Raw genomic sequence first — 18,466 nt, forward strand, 5'->3', positions numbered from 1 at the left:
GAAACAGAACAATTGGGGTCTGTGTAAAATTAACTGGGCTCGACTAACACCGTAACTAACATTCTTATCCTTTAATCAACTGCGCATATTTCGCCCGAATCTTTGCTGCTTTTGGCGCGGCGACTGCCATGCAGTAAGGTTGGTAGGGATTCTTGTCAAAATAGTACTGGTGGTAATCTTCAGCAGGGTAAAACACTTCAGCGGAATTCACTTCTGTCACAATAGGGTTAGGCCAGATATGTTGCTGGTTTAATTCGTTAACCATGTTTATGGTAGTGGTACGCTGCGCTTCATTTTGGCAAAATACAGCAGAGCGATACTGTGTCCCCACATCATTGCCTTGGCGGTTGGGTGTGGTGGGGTCATGTGATACAAAGAATATTTCCAGCAGCGTTTCAAAGCTGACTACTGATGCATCGTAAGTGATTTGAATCGCTTCGGCGTGGCCGGTTTCTCCATTGCAAATCTGTTTGTAGGTTGGGTTGGTAGTGTGGCCGCCGATGTACCCTGATACGACTTTCTTCACGCCGTTCAGTTGGCTAAATACTGGCTCTGTGCACCAAAAGCAGCCGCCGGCAAATACTGCAATCTCTTCATGACTCATGATCTAATCCTTATAATAATGCTTTGAGTGTTTAAGCTATATTTTATGCTTGGCGCTAATTATCTGCTGTATTGTTAGTCACAATATCAAGCTAAACATTCATTTTTCTAAATATTTCTCCGCAATCATTATCCATGCAGTTGAATGCTTTATACGTAGATTTTAATTCTTACTTTGCTTCGGTGGAGCAGCAGTTGGTGCCTGAGCTTAGGGGGAAGCCGATTGGCGTGCTCGCGGTGATGGCTGAAACCACTTGTTGCATTGCTGCGAGCTATGAGGCTAAAGCGTTTGGTATTAAAACCGGCACGCTGGTCAGTGAGGCACGCAAACTTTGCCCTGATATTATTTTTGTAGAGGCGCGGCCGCAAGCTTATGTGCAGTATCACCACTTTTTAATCGAGCTGGTGGAGAGTTGCACGCATGTAGAAAAAGTACTTTCTATTGATGAAATGGTTTGTAAGCTGACAGGTAGCCAGCAGCAACCAGAAAATGCGCTTAAATTAGCGTCCAAGATTAAATCCACATTGGCGAAAAAAGCAGGGGAGTTTATTCGTTGTTCTATTGGCATTGCTCCTAATACTTTTTTAGCAAAAGTAGCATCTAATATGCAAAAGCCAGATGGTTGCGTATTGATAGCACCGCATGAGTTACCTCAGCGCTTGTTTGGTTTAGAGCTGCGTGATTTAAACGGTATTGGTAAGCAGATGGAAGCACGCCTGAACCGCTACAAGATTACGACAGTCGAGCAGTTATACGCTGCGAATCGGCAGCAATTACAAGTGGCCTGGGGTAGTGTAGAGGGTGAGCGCATGTATGATAAATTGCGCGGTATTGAGCCTTATTACGTTAAAAATGCGCGTAGTAGTTTAGGTCACTCCCATGTGATGCCGCCTGAGCAACGCAACGAAGTTGGCGTAAGGGCGGTGTTGCACAGATTGCTTCAAAAAGCTTGTATGCGCATGCGCAGCTACGATTTACTTGCTACAAGAATCAGCGTTAAGGTGAAGTTTAGAAACAAGCCAAGTTGGCAGCAGGAGAGCGCAATTTCACCAACTGATAACACTTTACGCTTGATTGAAGCACTAGAAACTTTTATGCTGAATTTCCCTACAATCGATGCTGAGCCATATGCGGTTGGCGTGTCTTTTTCAGGGCTGGTCACGGCTGATGAAGTGGCGCGTGATTTGTTTCAGATCGCTCCGCTAGAGAGTGAAAAGAAGTTAAATCAGGCCATTGATAGCCTTAACGCAAAGTTTGGAAAAAACACGATTTACTTTGGCGGCGCGCATGAGGCGCTCAAAGATGCACCGATGCGTATCGCGTTTAATCATATTCCTGATATGGATGTAGAAAGTGATGAGTAACTCGTTCTCCAATTAGTAGCTTGGCTAAGTAAAATCATTAGTTACAAAGTATTAACAATTACAAGTAAGCCAATTCAAAATCCTCGCGTTATCTGATCATGGTCACAACAAACTTATTAATCTGGGTTTGGTTAATTAGGTGACTTAATCAAAACTAGAAATAGAGGAGAAATGAAATGCGTAATTTTAAGTTGAACGTTGTCAATGGCATGCGTGTAACGATGGCTGCGCCTGCATTAATTGCGGCAGTGTTTGCAACGCCAGCGTTAGCTGATGATCAATATATTGATACTGCCCGCGTGATTTCAGTAACGCCGCAAACAGAACGTATCAACGTGCCACAACAAGAGTGCCGCACAGAATATCAACAGCAAAGTTACTCTCAAGATGGAAACTCAATCACTGGTGCGGTGATTGGTGGTATTGCGGGTGGTTTACTCGGTAATACTGTAGGTAGAGGCACTGGTCGTGTTGCCGCTGCCGCTGTGGGTGCAGGTGTTGGTGCCATTGCTGGTGACCGTATTGCAAATAGCCGCCAAAATGTGGTGACACGTACCGTGCCGGTTCAAACTTGTTATCAGGTAGACCAATGGCAAACGGTGAATGCAGGTTACTTTGTTACTTATGAATATAACGGTAGAACATACAACACCGTGACGACTGAACACCCTGGCCGTTATGTGGATGTGAGTGTTGCGGTAGCGCCAAACCGTTATGCGACTTCACAAATTAGCTATATTGCCCCGGATCATCGTCGTGATGGTCAATGGAGAGGCCATCGTGGACATGGTAAACAAGACTGGAGGGATAACAGACGTAATGATCGCTATGATAGGGATGACCGTCGTTATTACTAAATTAAAAGATTAATGGCATCTGGTTAACATTGTGTTAGTGTAATTTAGTCATACGTAACCTAGTAGCAGTGAATGCTACTAGGTTTTTTTACGTCATTTGTCCCACACATAGGCTGTTGCAAGTAAAATTGGTACTTAACGTAATCAATTGAAAATGACTTAGTGAAGCTTACTGTAGATTGTGACTCGACCGGGCAGTTGTTTGCAATGCCTCAAAATAGCATGCTGGCACATTTGCTATCAAAAGCGGATATTAGCTATGTAAACTTGCCGCTGGAGGCTTTGGTTTGTGAGCAGTATCACTTAGCGTCAGTGCCAGATTATCCTATCGCAGCTATTGCTGCGAGTGAGGATGGCTTGGATGTAGGCAGCGCTTATTGGCTACGCGCAGATCCTGTGTACTTGGTGTTGCAGCGAGACAGTTTTAGTTTAAGTGAACCTTGCCCTTTGCCAGTATTACGCCAACATGCCGAAGCAATCATCGCGAGTTTTAACCAGCATTTTGAGCAAGATGGTTTGAAGTTTTGCTTGGGTAACTCAGGCGCATGGTACGTACGTTTAGAGCAGCCACCACAAGTTAGCACCGTCTTGCCAGCAATGGCAATGGGTAAAAATATTGCCCATTATATGCCGCAAGGTGCTGCGGCTAGTGTTTGGGTTGCTTACCTGAATGAAGTGCAGATGCTATTACATGGGCATGCCGCCAACGCTGCGCGCGAGTTAGTGGGTGATGTTGTGATTAATAGCATTTGGCTTTCTGGCGGGGGTGTCATGCCAGCAGCCCTAACCACAAAAGCTACTGCGATTGATTGCATTATTGGTAACAGTGTTTTTTATCAAGGCTTGGCTCGGCACTCTGGTATTGTGTATCAAGAAGTGTCATTGTCTGTGCAAGATACAATTTCACAATTCACGAAGCAATCAAATGTGCGTTTGCAATTAACACAAGAAATGCTGTTAGAAGAGCAAACCTTCCAAGTGCTGCTTAATGCCCTCAACACAAAAAAAATCAGCCAATTAGTGATTAATCTGGCCTGTTATGAGCAAACATTGGTTGCTAAAATCAATCCGATAGATCTTTATAAATTCTGGCGAAAAAGTAAGCCTATGAGTGCATATCTAGTATGACATCAATCACGCAACGTCACGCACCTATCGAAGTTGTACAGAGCCTACAATCATCTGGGCTCTCGCCGCTGATGTCTCGTTTGTTGGCCGCACGCGGGGTGTCAGGTGTCGCGCAAACAAGCATTCATTTAAGTGCTTTGCTACCACCTCAACAGCTGACTAATAATCAGGCAATGGCTAAGTTACTGGCTGATGCAATTCAGACTAATAAAAAACTGTTAGTCATTGGCGATTATGATGCAGATGGCGCGACAGCGACCGCAGTTGCTGTTAAGGGTTTACGTTTGTTTGGTGCCAACGTAGATTTCTTGGTGCCCAATCGTTTTGAATATGGGTACGGCCTAACGCCTGAAATTGTGAAGCTTGCAGCAACACAAGCGCCAGATATTATTGTGACTGTTGATAATGGTATCGCAAGTGTTGATGGGGTAGCGGTCGCTAATGCAATGGGTATGCAAGTGTTGATTACAGATCACCATTTACCTGGATCGCAAACACCAGAGGCAGGCTGTATCGTCAATCCTAATCAGCATGGCTGTACATTCTCTAGTAAAAATTTGGCAGGTGTAGGCGTCATGTTTTATTGCTTGCTTGGTTTACGTGCTGAACTGCGTGAACAAGGCGCTTATCAAACAAAGGCTGAGCCAAACTTAACTGAGCTTTTAGATTTGGTTGCTTTGGGTACAGTCGCAGACTTAGTTAAGCTGGATGAGAACAACCGCATTTTAGTGGAGCAAGGTTTACGTAGAATTCGCGCTGGTGCCTGTAGTCATGGCGTTTCAGCGTTACTTAAAATTGCGGGCAGAGAGCCGGCAAAAGCAATGGCGCAAGATTTAGGTTTTTATGTAGGGCCGAGGCTTAATGCAGCAGGCAGGCTAGATGATATGACGCTAGGCATTCAATGTTTATTGGCAGATTCAGAAAAAGAAGCGGTAATAATCGTCCAGCAGTTGCATGATTTAAACAAACAAAGACGCAGTATAGAAGCTGATATGCAAGAGAGCGCTAATATATCGCTCGATGATATTAAGATTGCAGATCAATACTCCATTAGTATTTACGAGCCAGATTGGCATCAAGGTGTAATTGGTATTTTGGCTTCACGCATTAAAGAGCGGCATCATCGCCCAGTCATTGCTTTTGCCGATGGCGGTGCGGGGCTACTTAAAGGCTCTGGGCGTTCAATTGCTGGCCTGCATCTGCGCGATGCCTTAGATCTATTGAGTAAGCATCAGCCCGACTTGATATTGAAGTTTGGTGGCCATGCCATGGCTGCTGGGTTGACTATCAAAGCTGAGGATTTCAATCTATTCAAGTTAAGCTTTGAGGCAGTAGTGAAAAGTTTGCTGACAGCGGCAGATTTGGAAGCAGTGCTGGAGGTTGATGGAAGTTTAAGCGCAACCGATATGACTTATGAAATGGCGCAAACATTAGAAAATCAAGTGTGGGGGCAGGGTTTCCCACCGCCACTATTTTATGATGAGTTCGAAGTGCTTAATCAGCGTATTTTGGCTGAAAAACATTTGAAACTCAGCTTAAAAGCGCTGTCAGGTTCATCTTCTATCGTGATTGATGCAATTTACTTTAATCAAACTGAGTTTCTAAATGAGCAGATTCAAGCGGCTTATCAATTGCAAACTAATAGCTACAATGGCTCGCAAAAAGTACAATTAAATATCCGGCATGTATCCGTTTAAAACCATCATGCAAACAGACTCTCACATACTCACCAAGCAAATGTTTCAGTCCGTATTACCTGCGCGCGCTGTGGATGCACACAAAGGCACCTCAGGCAGTGTTGCAATTATCGGTGGTGATCAAGGCATGTTGGGGGCAGTGTTGTTGGCGGCAAGGGCTGCATTATTTTCTGGTGCAGGGCGTATTTATGCCGCAATGCTTTGTCAAACAGCACTGTCAGTTGATTTACTACATCCAGAAATCATGATGCGATCGCCTGAAGATATTGCAAAGTTGCCTCAGTTAAATGCGCTGGTTATTGGGCCTGGATTGGGGCAGTCAGGCGCAGCCGCTGAGTTGTTAACCTTCTGGCTCAAAAAAGAATACCCTTTGGTATTAGATGCGGACGCACTTAATTTAATTGCTAAATATCCACACTTGGCCGCGTTAGTGAAGAGTAGGCAGGCTGAAACCATCGTGACTCCTCATTTGGGTGAGGCTGCTAGATTAATGGCGACACGTGTAGCCGCTATTCAAGAATGTAGAGTAGACGCTGCCATTGCATTGGCGCAATCATTACAAGTCACTTGTGTACTTAAAGGTGCCGGTACCGTCATTGCGGAAAAAAATGGGCAGTATTGTATTAATTCAACAGGCAACCCAGCACTTGCGACAGGGGGAACTGGTGATGTATTAGCAGGAGTTATTGCAAGTCTAACTGCACAGGGGTTAGAGCCTGTTTATGCCGCTAAGTTAGGTGTCTACTCACACGGATCAGCAGCAGATTCTTTGGTGGAAAAAGGTATTGGCCCTGTTGGCTTAACTGCATCTGAAGTTTTGATTGAAATTCGAAACGTACTCAACCAATTAAATAATAGTGTTTAACTCTTAATCTCAGCTTAGTTCAGAGCACATCAGCATGCATTGCTGTTGCTTCTTACTAGTTCACTTGCCATTTGATCCAGGTAAATAAAATATTCCCATTGCCTTTTCCACCGAAAATATAGGTAGATTGCAATGCTAGTTGTTTATATTCAATCGAGGCTAAAGGGGCAATAACAGGTAGAGGCATATAGTTAAAATCTTCACGCAATGTTACCCCAAGTGTGTATCCGGCACCCAAACGAACGTTATTGCTTGGACGCCACATTTTTTGAAATGCATATCCAGCGACGGGTTGCACTTTGCTGTGAGAGTCTGTAAATGCCATTGCATAAATGCCATGCCAATCACCATCCTCATCATATCTGTATTTTCCTATCCCTAGCCCCCAAGGTTGTTCGTTGTAACCATCTATTTTTTCTTGGCTGTAATAATGTCGATTGTGCCATGTGTTGATTGGCACATAAAGTTCGTAATTACTAGCGCTCCATGTTTCAGATAAGGTGTTTTTTGCATCAGACCATATGCCATATGAAGTGGTATCGGCAACAGCGTTGAGATGAATGATGGGTGTGAGTAAGGCGATTGCTGTGAGCTTTCTAATCATGAGTAATCATACTATTGTTTGAGCTTGAGTCCTAATATGCAAAATTAAGTTACAATATTGCAAGGTTGTAGCGCTTTGAAATTAAACGCGAATCGCTTTTAGATTCTGGTGTTTAAGTACATAAGTCATATACTTTTAGTTTAAAAATTCAAGAAAATTCAGGGGTAGCATGCCTAGAAAATTAGTGGTTGCCAATTGGAAAATGCATGGCAACTTAACATCGAATCAGCAGCTTTTAATAGCTTACCTTGATCGATTAAGTGCGCTAAAAAATGTTGATGTTGTTGTGTGTGTCCCGTATCCATACCTTGCACAGGCGCAAAGTTTGTTACAAGGCACCTCCATCGCATGGGGTGCGCAGAATATAAGTAAAGATGCCGTTGGCGCCTTTACGGGCGAGGTCAGTGCAAGCATGCTGAGTGACTTCGGTGCAACACATGTCATTATCGGGCATTCAGAGCGTGCAACAGCTTATTGTGAGTCTGACGAAAATATTGCAGCTAAATTTATGCAAGCTAAAGCGCATGGTCTTGTACCAATTCTATGTGTTGGTGAAACACTGATAGAGCGAGAAGCTGGTGTGATGGAAATGGTCGTCGCAAAGCAGATCGATACGATTGTCAATTTATATGGTGCAGATGTGTTTGCTAACACCGTCGTTTCCTATGAACCTATCTGGGCAATTGGTACGGGGCTGGCGGCCAGTTCAGATCAAGCACAGAGTATGCATGAGTTTATACGCAATCGAATTGCAAACCACAATAAAGAGGCCGCAGCTAGCTTGAAAATCCTTTACGGGGGGAGCGTAAATCCGCAAAATGCGGTACAATTATTCTCTATGCAGGATATTGATGGCGGCTTAATTGGCAAATGTTCGTTAAGTGCGCAAGAATTTGAAGGAATTTGCCGTGCGGCATCTTGAGTTTGTGTAAGGTAAGCGCTGTGTATCGTCGCTTTTAAACATGGATGTTAAGTGTTGGTTATGGTGATATAAGGTAAAAAATGGAAAATATAGTATTAGTAATTCATGTGTTGGCTGCCTGTGGTGTAATCGGCTTGGTGTTGTTGCAGCACGGTAAAGGTGCTGACATGGGGGCTTCATTTGGTAGCGGTGCATCTGGTAGCTTGTTTGGTGTGTCTGGGTCCTCTAATTTTATGAGTCGTGCAACAGCTGGTTTCGTATTTGTGTTTTTCATTACCAGTCTGACATTGGCTTACATGGCAAGTGATAAGGCAAATGGCGGTAGCGTGGTTAAGGCAATGGCGACTCAATCGGTTGATGCTGCTAAGGCTGCTCCGAGCGCTACAACGGAAACTCCTGCGACAGAGGCTGTGCCAAAATAATTATGTAGTTTAAGCATATGCCGTCGTGGTGGAATTGGTAGACACGCTATCTTGAGGGGGTAGTGACGAAAGTCGTGAGAGTTCGAGTCTCTCCGTCGGCACCATTTAACAGTTTTGATTTTTTGGTTGAAGGTAGTAAATATCTAGTTTTGAAGTTGGCTGGTTCTGGCGGCAATAGTGCCTTGCTTTTAATTGTTGCAAATTCTTTAGTGATTTAGTCTGGGGTTTGTTAGTGCTAGAAAATTATTTTCCAATATTGTTGTTTATTCTTGTAGGCTTGGCAGTTGGTGTAGGTCCGCTAATCCTGTCTAAGCTAGTCTCTCCGAGCAGACCCGACTCTGCAAAAAACTCCCCGTATGAATGTGGCTTTGAGGCCTTTGAAGATGCGCGTATGAAATTCGACGTGCGCTACTATCTTGTTGCTATCCTATTTATTTTGTTCGATTTGGAAATTGCATTTCTATTCCCGTGGGCTGTGGTGTTGCAGGAAATAGGGTTGTTCGGCTTTCTTGCTATGATGGTTTTTTTAGGCGTGCTTGTGATTGGCTTCATCTACGAGTGGATGAAGGGCGCATTGGAATGGGATTGATTGAATCATGAGTCTTGAAGGTGTTTTAGAAAAAGGGTTTGTCACCACTACGTTAGATACGGTGATTAACTATACCCGTACTGGTTCTCTGTGGCCGATGACTTTTGGTTTGGCCTGCTGTGCGGTTGAAATGATGCATGCAGGCGCCTCACGTTACGACCTTGATCGTTTTGGTATCGTATTTCGCCCTAGTCCGCGTCAGTCTGACGTAATGATTGTGGCTGGGACTTTAGTCAATAAAATGGCGCCAGCTTTACGTAAAGTGTATGACCAGATGGCTGAGCCACGCTGGGTTATTTCCATGGGTTCCTGTGCTAACGGTGGTGGTTATTACCATTACTCTTATGCTGTTGTGCGCGGGTGTGATCGTATTGTTCCTGTTGATGTCTATGTGCCAGGCTGCCCGCCTACAGCGGAGGCGTTGTTGTACGGCATTATCCAGTTGCAAAATAAAATTAAACGTACAAACACCATTGCCCGTTAAGTTAATGGGTCTGTTAAATTAAGAACAAAATTATGTCAGCTAAATTAGATCAGCTATTAGCCAGTTTGCAGACGGTGCTTGGTGAAAAAATTACCAAACAAACTTTAGCTCTGGGTGAAGTTACTATTGAGTGCCGTGCCGAAGATTATCTCGCTGTTTGTCATTTGTTGCGTGATGATGCTGCTTTAAACTTTGAGCAGTTAATTGATTTGTGCGGTGTGGACTATCAGGAGTACGGTGAAGGTAGTTATGATGGCTTGCGTTATGCTGTGGTTTGCCATTTTCTCTCTGTTTCATTGAATCATCGTGTACGCCTAAGGGTGTTTGCTAGAGATGAAGATTTCCCAATATTGCCAACCTTGGTTGGAGTGTGGTCAGTTGCCAATTGGTTCGAGCGTGAAGCGTTTGACCTGTACGGCATTATGTTTGAAAACCACCCGGACTTGCGTCGTTTATTAACTGACTACGGTTTTGTTGGTCACCCGTTCCGTAAAGATTTCCCTATGATAGGTAACGTCGAAATGCGTTATGACCCTGAGCAGCAGCGTGTAATTTATCAGCCAGTTTCTATTGAGTTGCGCAATAACGTACCGCGCGTGATTCGTAGCGAAGGAGCGCACCGTGGCTGAGATTAGAAATTACACCATGAACTTTGGTCCGCAGCACCCGGCAGCGCACGGTGTGTTGCGCTTGGTGTTGGAGTTGGACGGTGAAGTGATTCAACGTGCTGACCCGCATATTGGTTTGTTGCATCGCGGTACTGAAAAATTAGCTGAAAATCGCACCTACTTACAAAGCGTGCCTTACATGGACAGGCTGGATTACGTGTCCATGATGTCCAATGAGCATGCCTATGTAATGGCGATTGAAAAAATGCTGGGACTAGATGTTCCGCTACGCGCACAATATATTCGTGTGATGTTTGATGAAATTACCCGTGTGCTTAACCACTTGCTGTGGCTGGGTGCGCATGCGCTGGATGTGGGCGCAATGACGGTGTTCTTGTATGCATTCCGTGAGCGTGAAGATTTGTTTGATGTGTATGAGGCGGTTTCTGGCGCGCGTATGCATGCTGCTTACTATCGTCCAGGTGGCGTTTATCGCGACTTGCCGAATTCGATGCCGCAATATCAAGTGTCATCCATGCGCAATGCTAAAACAGTTAAAGCGCAAAATGAGAACCGCCAAGGTTCACTTTTAGATTTTATTGAAGATTTTACCAACCGTTTCCCTACTTATATCGACGAGTATGAAACACTGCTCACGGATAACCGTATCTGGAAGCAACGTACGGTAGGTATTGGTGTGGTAAGTCCAGAACGTGCGTTAGCACTTGGTATGACTGGCCCAATGCTGCGCGGCTCAGGTATTGAGTGGGATTTGCGTAAGAAGCAGCCTTATGAAGTTTATGCAAATTTAGATTTTGATATTCCTGTCGGCGTGAATGGCGATTGCTACGATCGTTACTTGGTGCGTATGGAAGAGTTTAGGCAATCTAACCGCATCATCAAGCAATGTGTGGATTGGTTACGTAAAAATCCAGGCCCGGTGATTACTTCAGATAATAAAGTAGCGCCTCCAAGCCGTGAAGGTATGAAAACCAACATGGAAGACCTGATTCACCACTTTAAACTTTTCACTGAAGGCTTTCATGTGCCAGCCGGCGAGGCGTATGCTGCGGTTGAGCATCCTAAGGGCGAATTCGGTATTTACATGGTGTCAGATGGTGCCAATAAACCTTACCGTCTAAAAATTCGCGCACCAGGATTTCCGCATTTGGCAGCCTTAGATGAAATGACTAGAGGTCATATGATTGCTGACTTGGTGGCAATTATCGGTACTCAAGATATTGTTTTCGGGGAAATTGACCGATGAACATAGTTTTTAACCTTTATTCACAGTTGTATTCATTGTTGTTTGCGTTTTCGTCATTGCCATGTACGTCATTGCGCTGCTCGGAGTAGGAATCAATTAGCATGTTAAGCCCAGAAGCAATTACTAAAATAGATTATGAGTTGACAAAGTATCCAGCTGATCAACGGCAGGCGGCGGTGATGAGTGCATTACGTATTGTGCAAACTGAACGTGGCTGGTTATCTAAAGAAAGTATTACGGAAGTTGCACAATATTTGGGTATGCCAGAAATTGCAGCAATGGAAGTTGCTACTTTTTACAATATGTATGATTTGTCTCCGGTAGGCAAATACAAGGTTACTATCTGCACTAATATTTCATGCATGTTAAGAGGCTCTGATGAAATCGTTAGTCACTTGCAAGGTAAATTGGGTGTTGGGTTTAATGAAGTTACACCAGATGGAAAGTTCTGTTTAAAAGAGGGTGAGTGCATGGGTTGTTGTGGTGGTGCACCTTTGATGCATGTGAATAACACAGAAATGCATGAGTTCTTAACGACAGATAAGGTCGATGCAATTATAGAGGGGCTTAAATAATGGCCGTTTCTAGCAAGGCAGTAGTGATGACCGATTTGGCAGGGCAAACCTTAGTTACGTTACGTACGCTGACTGAAGAAAATCCAGCGTCACTGGAGACCTATTTAAAGTTAGGTGGGTATGCCGCATTAAAGCGCATTGTGACTGAAAAAGTTAAACCTACTGACATTATTACGGAAATCAAAAACTCTGGGTTACGTGGTCGAGGTGGCGCAGGGTTTCCTACTGGGCTTAAGTGGAGTTTCATGCCTCGTTATTTTGACGGCGTCAAGTATCTTGTCTGCAATACGGATGAGGGTGAGCCTGGTACTTTTAAAGACAGAGATATCATTCGATATAACCCACATCAATTGATTGAAGGGATGGCAATTGCTGCCTACACTTTAGGTGCGCGTGTCGGTTATAACTATATCCATGGCGAAATCTGGCAAGACTATGAAATCTTTGAAGCGGCATTACATGAAGCAAAAGCTGCTGGTTATCTAGGTGAAAACCTGTTTGACACAAACTTCAGTTTCGATTTGTACGCAGTGCATGGCTACGGTGCTTATATTTGTGGTGAAGAAACTGCGCTGATTGAATCGATTGAAGGCAAAAAAGGCCAGCCACGTTTTAAACCACCATTTCCAGCTAGTTATGGTGTGTTCGGTAAGCCTACCAATGTCAATAACACAGAAAGTTATACAAGTATTCCATGGATTATGCAAAATGGCGGTCAGGCATTTGCTGACTTAGGCGTTGCAAATTCTGGTGGTACAAAGCTGTTCTCAGTGTCTGGTCATATTGAAAAGCCTGGTAACTATGAAGTGAAAATGGGGATGCCGTTCACTGAGTTGTTAGCTTTGACTGGTGGTGTTTGGAAGGGGCGTCAGTTGAAAGCAGTGATTCCTGGTGGGCCATCCACTGCGGTAATGCCGGCATCCGCGATTATGGGTGCAACGATGGATTACGATGGATTAAGCAAGGCAAGGTCTAGTCTTGGTGCAGGTTCCATGATTGTGATGGATGATACAACTTGTATGGTGAAAACATTACATCGCTTGTCATATTTCTTCTATGAAGAAAGCTGTGGTCAATGTACGCCGTGCCGCGAAGGTACTGGTTGGGTTTATCGTGTGATTGACCGTATTGTTAAAGGGCAGGGCAAGATGGAAGACTTAGACCTGCTGACTGATATTAGTAACAATATTGCAGGTCGCACAATTTGTGCACTTGGTGAAGCTGCTGCAACACCTGTGTTAAGTTTTATTAAGCATTTCAGGCCAGAGTTTGAATATTATATTCAGCATGGCAAGAGCATGGTTGACGGTAAATAAACTGTAAAGACGGTAAAAATACATAATGTTGAATATTGAAATAGATGGTAAATCGATAGAAGTCGAACACGGCAGCACCATTATTGATGCGGCTGATAAAGTCGGTATTGCGATTCCACGTTTTTGCTACCACCCAAAACTGTCAGTGGCAGCAAACTGCCGCATGTGTCTGGTACAGGTGGAAAAATTTAACAAGCCATTGCCGGCATGTGCAACCCCAGTTGCGGATGGCATGAAGATATTCACACGCTCAAAATCTGCGATTGAAGCGCAGCAAAGTGTGATGGAGTTTTTGCTGATTAATCACCCGTTAGATTGCCCAATTTGCGATCAAGGTGGTGAGTGTGATTTACAAGACGTAGCCGTTGCTTACGGTGTGAGTGGCTCTCGCTATACTGAAGAAAAGCGTGTTGTTTTTAATAAAAATATTGGTCCGTTAGTGAGTACCGATATGACGCGCTGTATTCAGTGCACACGTTGCGTACGCTTCTTAAAAGAAGTGGGTGGTATGCAAGAGTTAGGTTTGATTGGCCGCGGCGAGCATGCAGAAATTACTGCCTATGTAGATAAGAGCGTTAACTCAGAGTTATCTGGCAATATTATTGATTTGTGTCCAGTGGGCGCGTTAACCAGTAAACCGTTTAGATATTCTGCACGTAGCTGGGAGTTAACACGCAGACCAAGTATTGCTGCGCATGATAGCTTAGGCTCGCATATCGAAGTACACGTAAAAGATAATAAAGTCATGCGTGTGTTACCGCGTGAAAAAGAAAGCATCAACGAGTGCTGGTTGTCAGACCGTGACCGTTTCTCATATGAGGGTCTTAATAGTCCTGATCGTTTAAAAGTGCCAATGATTAAACATAACGGCGCTTGGGTAGAGACTGACTGGAAGACCGCGCTTGAGTTTGCTGCAGGTCAATTAAAAGACATTACCAACGAATATGGTAGCGAAGCTTTAGGCGTTTTAGTGTCACCTAATAGCACGATGGAAGAAGGCTATTTAGCTAAAATGCTGGCGAATGGTTTGGCTTGTGGCAATATCGACTATCGTTTGCGTCAAACTGACTTTAGATTGGATGGTAAACGTCTAGGCACACCATGGATGGGTTGTAATATCCATGAAATTGAAGAGCTCGATCGTATTATTGTGATTGGCTCTAATTTGCGCAATGAGCATCCATTATTGGCACAGCGTTTCCGTAGGGCTGTGGCGAATGGCGCTGAGCTATCTGTGGTAAGTCCATTAGATAATGATCCATTGATGGATATTGCACATAAAGTGATTGTGCGACCTAACGACATGGTCAATGTGCTTGGCCAAATATTAAAAGCCATGTCTGGCTTGCAACGCTTATCACTATGTTTGCCGCCATCGCTTACTGCACTGTTGGACGATATTAAAGTACGTCCAAACACACAAGCAATCGCAGAGAGTTTGGCAGGTCATGGTAAAGACTATGATCTGATTGCGCCAAAAGTTGGTATTTTCTTGGGTAATATGGCATTGAGCGACCCACGCTTTACAGAAATGTATAGCTTGGCTGAGGCTATCGGCGGTATTACAGGTGCCAAGGGCGGCATATTACCAGCAGCGGCTAACAGTACAGGTATGCATATGATGGGTGTGATGCCATCAAGTACCGGTATGCACGCACGTGCAATGCTTGAAGTGCCACGTAAAGCATACTTATTGTTAAATATCGAGCCAGAGCTAGATTGCCAACATGCTGCTTTAGCAAATGCTGCGATGGAAAAAGCAGAGTGTGTTATTGCTTTGACAGCCTTTAAGTCACAAGCATTAGATAATGCAGATATTTTGCTGCCGATTACACCATTCACAGAAACCTCCGGTACTTTTATGAGTATGGAAGGTCGTGTGCAGAGTTTTGCAGCGGCAGTGAGACCATTGGGTGAGTCACGACCTGCATGGAAAGTGTTACGAGTACTAGCGAATACACTAGATTTGGATGGCTTTGATTATGAATCTAGCGAGCAAGTAAAAGACGCGATTTTTGCAGGTGACAAGCCATCTGCTGTGGTTTGGCGTAGTCTGAATAACAACTTAAGAGAGCTGGTTGAGATTCAGGTAAATATCAAACATGATGGTTTACAACGTATTGGTGAAGTGCCGCAATACGAGTCTGACCCCATTGTTCGACGCTCACCGCCGTTACAAAAAACCAAATACAACATCAAGCCTATGGCACGTATGTGTGGCCGTCAATTAGCGGCGTTAGACTTGGTTGAGGGTGACCATGTACTAGTGAAGCAGGATAAAGGCAGTGCGGTATTGACTGTGCGTTTAGATGACCATGTGGCAATGGGTTGTGTGCGTGTGGCGGCTGCTCATGAGGTGACAACCGGCCTTGGTGATTTAATGGGCGATATCACAGTTGAAAAGCTATCTCCGCAGCAATTACAAAACATTAATACAAACATTACGGAAGTGCGTGCCTAATGGAATGGTTATCAAACCTATTTGGTAGTTACTGGCCAGCAGTTGAAATCACTGGCTGGACTTTGATTAAGATTGTCGCGATTGTCGTACCGCTAATGGTTGCAGTTGCCTACCTCACATTGGCCGAGCGTAAAGTGATTGGTTATATGCAGGTGCGTATCGGACCGAATCGTGTTGGTTATTTCGGTTTGCTACAGCCGCTCGCAGATGGTATTAAACTATTATTCAAAGAGGTGATTTTACCTACAGCTTCTAATAAGGCATTGTTTTTATTAGGGCCTGTATTAGCAATTGCTCCAGCGTTTGCAGCCTGGGCAGTTATTCCGTTTGATTTGAATATGGTGCTTGCAGACGTAGATGCTGGCTTGCTTTACATTCTTGCCATGACTTCTGTGGCAGTCTATGGCGTGATTATTGCGGGTTGGGCTTCTAACTCTAAATATGCATTCTTAGGTAGCTTACGTTCAGCTGCACAAATCGTTTCATACGAAATTGCGATGGGTTTTGCATTAGTGGGTGTGTTGATGTGTGCTAATAGTTTAAACCTAGGCAAAATTGTTTTAGGACAAGAGGGCGGTTTCTGGCATTGGTATTTCATTCCATTATTCCCTTTGTTTATTGTTTACTTTATCAGTGCGGTTGCTGAAACAAACCGCGCACCGTTTGACGTAGCCGAGGGCGAGTCTGAAATCGTTGCAGGTTTCCACGTTGAGTATTCCGGCATGGCATTTGCGGTGTTCTTCTTAGCTGAATATGCAAATATGATTTTAGTGTCGATGCTGGCAGCACTGATGTTTTTGGGCGGTTGGCTATCACCAGTACCGTTTATTCCGGATAGTTTCCTATGGTTGCTTGCCAAAGTTGGTTTCCTCTTATTCTTATTTTTATGGTTTAGGGCAACCTTTCCGCGCTATCGCTATGACCAGATCATGCGTTTAGGCTGGAAAGTGTTTATTCCAATTACTATTGTGTGGATTGTGTTTGTCGGTGGCATGATGCAAACTCCATGGGCTCATTTGTTTCACTAGGTTTGGTTCACTAGGTTTTTTTCGCTAAGTTTAGTGATTAGGTTTTGAATAAATTATGATTAAATCGATTAAACAAACATTAGGCAGCTTAATGTTATGGGAGTTGCTTAAAGGCATGGCGCTGACTGGCCGTTACTTTTTTGCACCTAAGATCACGGTTCAGTACCCTGAAGAGAATACGCCTCAATCTAACCGATTCCGTGGCTTGCATGCGCTACGTCGTTATCCTAATGGTGAAGAGCGTTGTATTGCTTGTAAACTGTGCGAAGCAGTATGTCCTGCGATGGCGATTACGATTGAGTCCGAGCAGCGTGAAGACAACACACGTCGCACCACGCGTTACGATATTGACCTGACTAAATGTATTTTCTGTGGTTTGTGTGAAGAGTCTTGCCCTGTTGACTCTATTGTAGAGACTCGTGTGTTTGATTATCACGGCGAACAACGCGGTGATTTGTTGTACACAAAAGAAATGCTGCTAGCAGTGGGTGATAAACATGAAAAACAAATCGCAGCAGACAGAGCACAAGATAAAGTTTTTAGATAGACAAGTCGTACAGATAAATAAGCAGTTTAGGTAATAAGCTGCTTAGATAAAAAATTAGGAAATAACAAATTAAGTAGCAGATTTATAGTGAAGCCTTCATACATCGTTTAAGCACTTTTAATAGATAACCATTTAACCATATGACATTTTTTGGCTTGCATTTTCAAGACATCGTTTTTTATACACTCGCAATTATTTTGCTGATTGCAGGATTGCGTGTCATCACTACGCGTAACCCAGTTTATGCAGCACTTTATCTTGTGCTGGCATTCTTTACAGCGGCAGGAATATGGTTGTTACTAGAAGCTGAGTTTTTGGCCATCGCATTGGTGTTGGTGTACGTTGGTGCAGTGATGGTGTTGTTCTTGTTTGTGGTGATGATGCTTGATATCAACTTGGATAAATTGCGTGAAGGCTTTTGGAAAGCGCTACCAGTGGCTTTGCCAGTAGGTGGCTTAATGGCAGTAGAAATGGTCATGATAGTAGGTGCACGTAACTTTGGCACAGATGTTGTTGCGGCACCCCCAGCACGACCAGCCGATTACAGCAACACTGCTGAATTGGGGCGCGTGCTGTATACCGATTATCTGCTGCCATTTGAACTGGCCTCTGTGGTGTTGCTCGTCGCTATTGTGGCGGCAATTGCGTTGACATTGCGTGATCGTAAAGATAGTAAATCTATGGATCCTGCTAAACAAGTGCTGGTTAAAAAAGCTGACCGTCTAAGAATTGTGAAAATGGAAGCCCACGTGGAAAAAGAAGTGGAAAAAAATGATGTGGTAGATGCATCAGCTCAGGCTGATGATAAAGGGGCTAAATAATGGTCGGTTTATCTCATTATCTAATTTTAGGTGCATTGCTGTTTGCAATCAGTGTCATTGGTATTTTTCTAAATCGTAAAAATGTCATTATTTTATTGATGGCAATTGAGTTAATGCTGTTGGCAGTTAACCTTAACTTTATTGCTTTCTCTCATTATCTGAATGATATTGCAGGGCAGGTTTTCGTGTTTTTTATTTTAACGGTGGCAGCTGCAGAGTCTGCTATCGGCCTAGCGATCTTGGTTGTGTTGTTTAGAAATTTACGCACGATCAATGTTGACGATTTAGACAGTTTGAAAGGCTAAGT

General features: G+C 43.9%; 20 protein-coding genes and 1 tRNA gene. 19 read left to right on the forward strand and 2 right to left on the reverse strand.

Going from position 1 to position 18,466, the window contains the following annotated elements; all coding sequences use genetic code 11:
• Positions 1 to 64: 64 nt before the first annotated feature.
• Complete coding sequence (gene msrA, locus FG24_RS08090; protein ID WP_036302433.1) at positions 65 to 604, reverse strand: peptide-methionine (S)-S-oxide reductase MsrA; 540 nt, start codon at positions 602 to 604, stop codon at positions 65 to 67.
• 134 nt (positions 605 to 738) lie between these two features.
• Between msrA and FG24_RS08095 the strand changes: the two genes are divergently transcribed.
• The 5 genes from FG24_RS08095 (at position 739) to FG24_RS08115 (ending at position 6,515) form a co-directional block, all read left to right on the forward strand.
• Positions 739 to 1,968, forward strand: a complete 1,230-nt coding sequence (locus FG24_RS08095) for a DNA polymerase thumb domain-containing protein (protein WP_036302435.1) — start codon at positions 739 to 741, stop codon at positions 1,966 to 1,968.
• Between the two features lie 176 nt (positions 1,969 to 2,144).
• Positions 2,145 to 2,825, forward strand: coding sequence for a glycine zipper 2TM domain-containing protein (locus tag FG24_RS08100; RefSeq protein ID WP_051901483.1), 681 nt, complete (start codon positions 2,145 to 2,147; stop codon positions 2,823 to 2,825).
• A gap of 207 nt (positions 2,826 to 3,032) precedes the next feature.
• The gene (locus FG24_RS12420) at positions 3,033 to 3,953 is read left to right on the forward strand and encodes a hypothetical protein (protein ID WP_051901484.1); all 921 of its coding nucleotides are present in this window, start codon (positions 3,033 to 3,035) and stop codon (positions 3,951 to 3,953) included.
• Positions 3,950 to 5,650: a single-stranded-DNA-specific exonuclease RecJ gene (gene recJ / locus FG24_RS08110; protein WP_036302436.1), complete on the forward strand. Its 1,701-nt coding sequence runs from the start codon at positions 3,950 to 3,952 to the stop codon at positions 5,648 to 5,650. Before FG24_RS12420 ends, recJ begins: the two co-directional genes overlap by 4 nt.
• 7 nt (positions 5,651 to 5,657) lie before the next feature.
• Entirely contained in the window at positions 5,658 to 6,515 is an 858-nt protein-coding gene (locus FG24_RS08115; protein WP_036304124.1) for an NAD(P)H-hydrate dehydratase, read from the forward strand.
• A 55-nt stretch (positions 6,516 to 6,570) separates the two neighbouring features.
• On the opposite strand, the gene pagP is transcribed toward FG24_RS08115, so the two are convergent.
• Positions 6,571 to 7,119, reverse strand: coding sequence for a lipid IV(A) palmitoyltransferase PagP (pagP, locus tag FG24_RS08120; protein WP_036302437.1), 549 nt, complete (start codon positions 7,117 to 7,119; stop codon positions 6,571 to 6,573).
• A 169-nt stretch (positions 7,120 to 7,288) separates the two neighbouring features.
• On the opposite strand from pagP, the gene tpiA reads away from it, so the two are divergent.
• The 14 genes from tpiA to nuoK all read left to right on the forward strand — a co-directional run bounded on the left by tpiA (position 7,289) and on the right by nuoK (position 18,464).
• Positions 7,289 to 8,041, forward strand: coding sequence for a triose-phosphate isomerase (gene tpiA / locus FG24_RS08125; protein WP_036302439.1), 753 nt, complete (start codon positions 7,289 to 7,291; stop codon positions 8,039 to 8,041).
• A gap of 80 nt (positions 8,042 to 8,121) precedes the next feature.
• Positions 8,122 to 8,463 (forward strand): preprotein translocase subunit SecG, encoded by a 342-nt coding sequence (gene secG / locus FG24_RS08130; RefSeq protein WP_036302441.1) that lies wholly within the window; start codon positions 8,122 to 8,124, stop codon positions 8,461 to 8,463.
• Between the two features lie 19 nt (positions 8,464 to 8,482).
• Positions 8,483 to 8,567 (forward strand) — tRNA-Leu (locus FG24_RS08135).
• Positions 8,568 to 8,695: 128 nt separating this feature from the next.
• On the forward strand, positions 8,696 to 9,052 hold the full coding sequence (locus FG24_RS08140) for an NADH-quinone oxidoreductase subunit A (protein ID WP_029144011.1): 357 nt from the start codon (positions 8,696 to 8,698) through the stop codon (positions 9,050 to 9,052).
• 7 nt (positions 9,053 to 9,059) lie between these two features.
• Complete coding sequence (locus tag FG24_RS08145) at positions 9,060 to 9,536, forward strand: NuoB/complex I 20 kDa subunit family protein (protein WP_015832544.1); 477 nt, start codon at positions 9,060 to 9,062, stop codon at positions 9,534 to 9,536.
• Between the two features lie 32 nt (positions 9,537 to 9,568).
• Complete coding sequence (locus FG24_RS08150; RefSeq protein ID WP_036302444.1) at positions 9,569 to 10,165, forward strand: NADH-quinone oxidoreductase subunit C; 597 nt, start codon at positions 9,569 to 9,571, stop codon at positions 10,163 to 10,165.
• On the forward strand, positions 10,158 to 11,411 hold the full coding sequence (locus FG24_RS08155) for an NADH-quinone oxidoreductase subunit D (protein ID WP_036302446.1): 1,254 nt from the start codon (positions 10,158 to 10,160) through the stop codon (positions 11,409 to 11,411). The genes FG24_RS08150 and FG24_RS08155 overlap by 8 nt, the downstream gene beginning before the upstream one ends.
• A gap of 101 nt (positions 11,412 to 11,512) precedes the next feature.
• Positions 11,513 to 11,986 (forward strand): NADH-quinone oxidoreductase subunit NuoE, encoded by a 474-nt coding sequence (gene nuoE / locus FG24_RS08160; protein ID WP_036302448.1) that lies wholly within the window; start codon positions 11,513 to 11,515, stop codon positions 11,984 to 11,986.
• On the forward strand, positions 11,986 to 13,302 hold the full coding sequence (nuoF, locus tag FG24_RS08165; RefSeq protein ID WP_036302449.1) for an NADH-quinone oxidoreductase subunit NuoF: 1,317 nt from the start codon (positions 11,986 to 11,988) through the stop codon (positions 13,300 to 13,302). The genes nuoE and nuoF overlap by 1 nt, the downstream gene beginning before the upstream one ends.
• A 25-nt stretch (positions 13,303 to 13,327) precedes the next feature.
• The gene (nuoG, locus tag FG24_RS08170) at positions 13,328 to 15,763 is read left to right on the forward strand and encodes an NADH-quinone oxidoreductase subunit NuoG (RefSeq protein WP_036302451.1); all 2,436 of its coding nucleotides are present in this window, start codon (positions 13,328 to 13,330) and stop codon (positions 15,761 to 15,763) included.
• Positions 15,763 to 16,791 (forward strand): NADH-quinone oxidoreductase subunit NuoH, encoded by a 1,029-nt coding sequence (gene nuoH / locus FG24_RS08175; protein WP_036302453.1) that lies wholly within the window; start codon positions 15,763 to 15,765, stop codon positions 16,789 to 16,791. The genes nuoG and nuoH overlap by 1 nt, the downstream gene beginning before the upstream one ends.
• Before the next feature lie 55 nt (positions 16,792 to 16,846).
• Positions 16,847 to 17,338 (forward strand): NADH-quinone oxidoreductase subunit NuoI, encoded by a 492-nt coding sequence (nuoI, locus tag FG24_RS08180; protein WP_036302455.1) that lies wholly within the window; start codon positions 16,847 to 16,849, stop codon positions 17,336 to 17,338.
• A gap of 140 nt (positions 17,339 to 17,478) precedes the next feature.
• Entirely contained in the window at positions 17,479 to 18,159 is a 681-nt protein-coding gene (locus FG24_RS08185) for an NADH-quinone oxidoreductase subunit J (RefSeq protein ID WP_200876884.1), read from the forward strand.
• Entirely contained in the window at positions 18,159 to 18,464 is a 306-nt protein-coding gene (gene nuoK / locus FG24_RS08190; protein WP_019897883.1) for an NADH-quinone oxidoreductase subunit NuoK, read from the forward strand. Before FG24_RS08185 ends, nuoK begins: the two co-directional genes overlap by 1 nt.
• Positions 18,465 to 18,466: the final 2 nt, after the last annotated feature.

Source organism: Methylotenera sp. L2L1 (genome assembly GCF_000744605.1).
Taxonomy (GTDB): Bacteria; Pseudomonadota; Gammaproteobacteria; order Burkholderiales; family Methylophilaceae; genus Methylotenera.

Bases quoted from the DNA above. Each gene is read 5' to 3' on its own strand.
- msrA (WP_036302433.1), bottom strand. From the start codon at position 604: ATGAGTCATGAAGAGATTGCAGTATTTGCCGGCGGCTGCTTTTGGTGC.
- FG24_RS08095 (WP_036302435.1), top strand. From the start codon at position 739: ATGCAGTTGAATGCTTTATACGTAGATTTTAATTCTTACTTTGCTTCG.
- FG24_RS08100 (WP_051901483.1), top strand. From the start codon at position 2,145: ATGCGTAATTTTAAGTTGAACGTTGTCAATGGCATGCGTGTAACGATG.
- FG24_RS12420 (WP_051901484.1), top strand. From the start codon at position 3,033: ATGCCTCAAAATAGCATGCTGGCACATTTGCTATCAAAAGCGGATATT.
- recJ (WP_036302436.1), top strand. From the start codon at position 3,950: ATGACATCAATCACGCAACGTCACGCACCTATCGAAGTTGTACAGAGC.
- FG24_RS08115 (WP_036304124.1), top strand. From the start codon at position 5,658: ATGCAAACAGACTCTCACATACTCACCAAGCAAATGTTTCAGTCCGTA.
- pagP (WP_036302437.1), bottom strand. From the start codon at position 7,119: ATGATTAGAAAGCTCACAGCAATCGCCTTACTCACACCCATCATTCAT.
- tpiA (WP_036302439.1), top strand. From the start codon at position 7,289: ATGCCTAGAAAATTAGTGGTTGCCAATTGGAAAATGCATGGCAACTTA.
- secG (WP_036302441.1), top strand. From the start codon at position 8,122: ATGGAAAATATAGTATTAGTAATTCATGTGTTGGCTGCCTGTGGTGTA.
- FG24_RS08145 (WP_015832544.1), top strand. From the start codon at position 9,060: ATGAGTCTTGAAGGTGTTTTAGAAAAAGGGTTTGTCACCACTACGTTA.
- FG24_RS08150 (WP_036302444.1), top strand. From the start codon at position 9,569: ATGTCAGCTAAATTAGATCAGCTATTAGCCAGTTTGCAGACGGTGCTT.
- nuoE (WP_036302448.1), top strand. From the start codon at position 11,513: ATGTTAAGCCCAGAAGCAATTACTAAAATAGATTATGAGTTGACAAAG.
- nuoF (WP_036302449.1), top strand. From the start codon at position 11,986: ATGGCCGTTTCTAGCAAGGCAGTAGTGATGACCGATTTGGCAGGGCAA.
- nuoG (WP_036302451.1), top strand. From the start codon at position 13,328: ATGTTGAATATTGAAATAGATGGTAAATCGATAGAAGTCGAACACGGC.
- nuoH (WP_036302453.1), top strand. From the start codon at position 15,763: ATGGAATGGTTATCAAACCTATTTGGTAGTTACTGGCCAGCAGTTGAA.
- nuoI (WP_036302455.1), top strand. From the start codon at position 16,847: ATGATTAAATCGATTAAACAAACATTAGGCAGCTTAATGTTATGGGAG.
- FG24_RS08185 (WP_200876884.1), top strand. From the start codon at position 17,479: ATGACATTTTTTGGCTTGCATTTTCAAGACATCGTTTTTTATACACTC.
- nuoK (WP_019897883.1), top strand. From the start codon at position 18,159: ATGGTCGGTTTATCTCATTATCTAATTTTAGGTGCATTGCTGTTTGCA.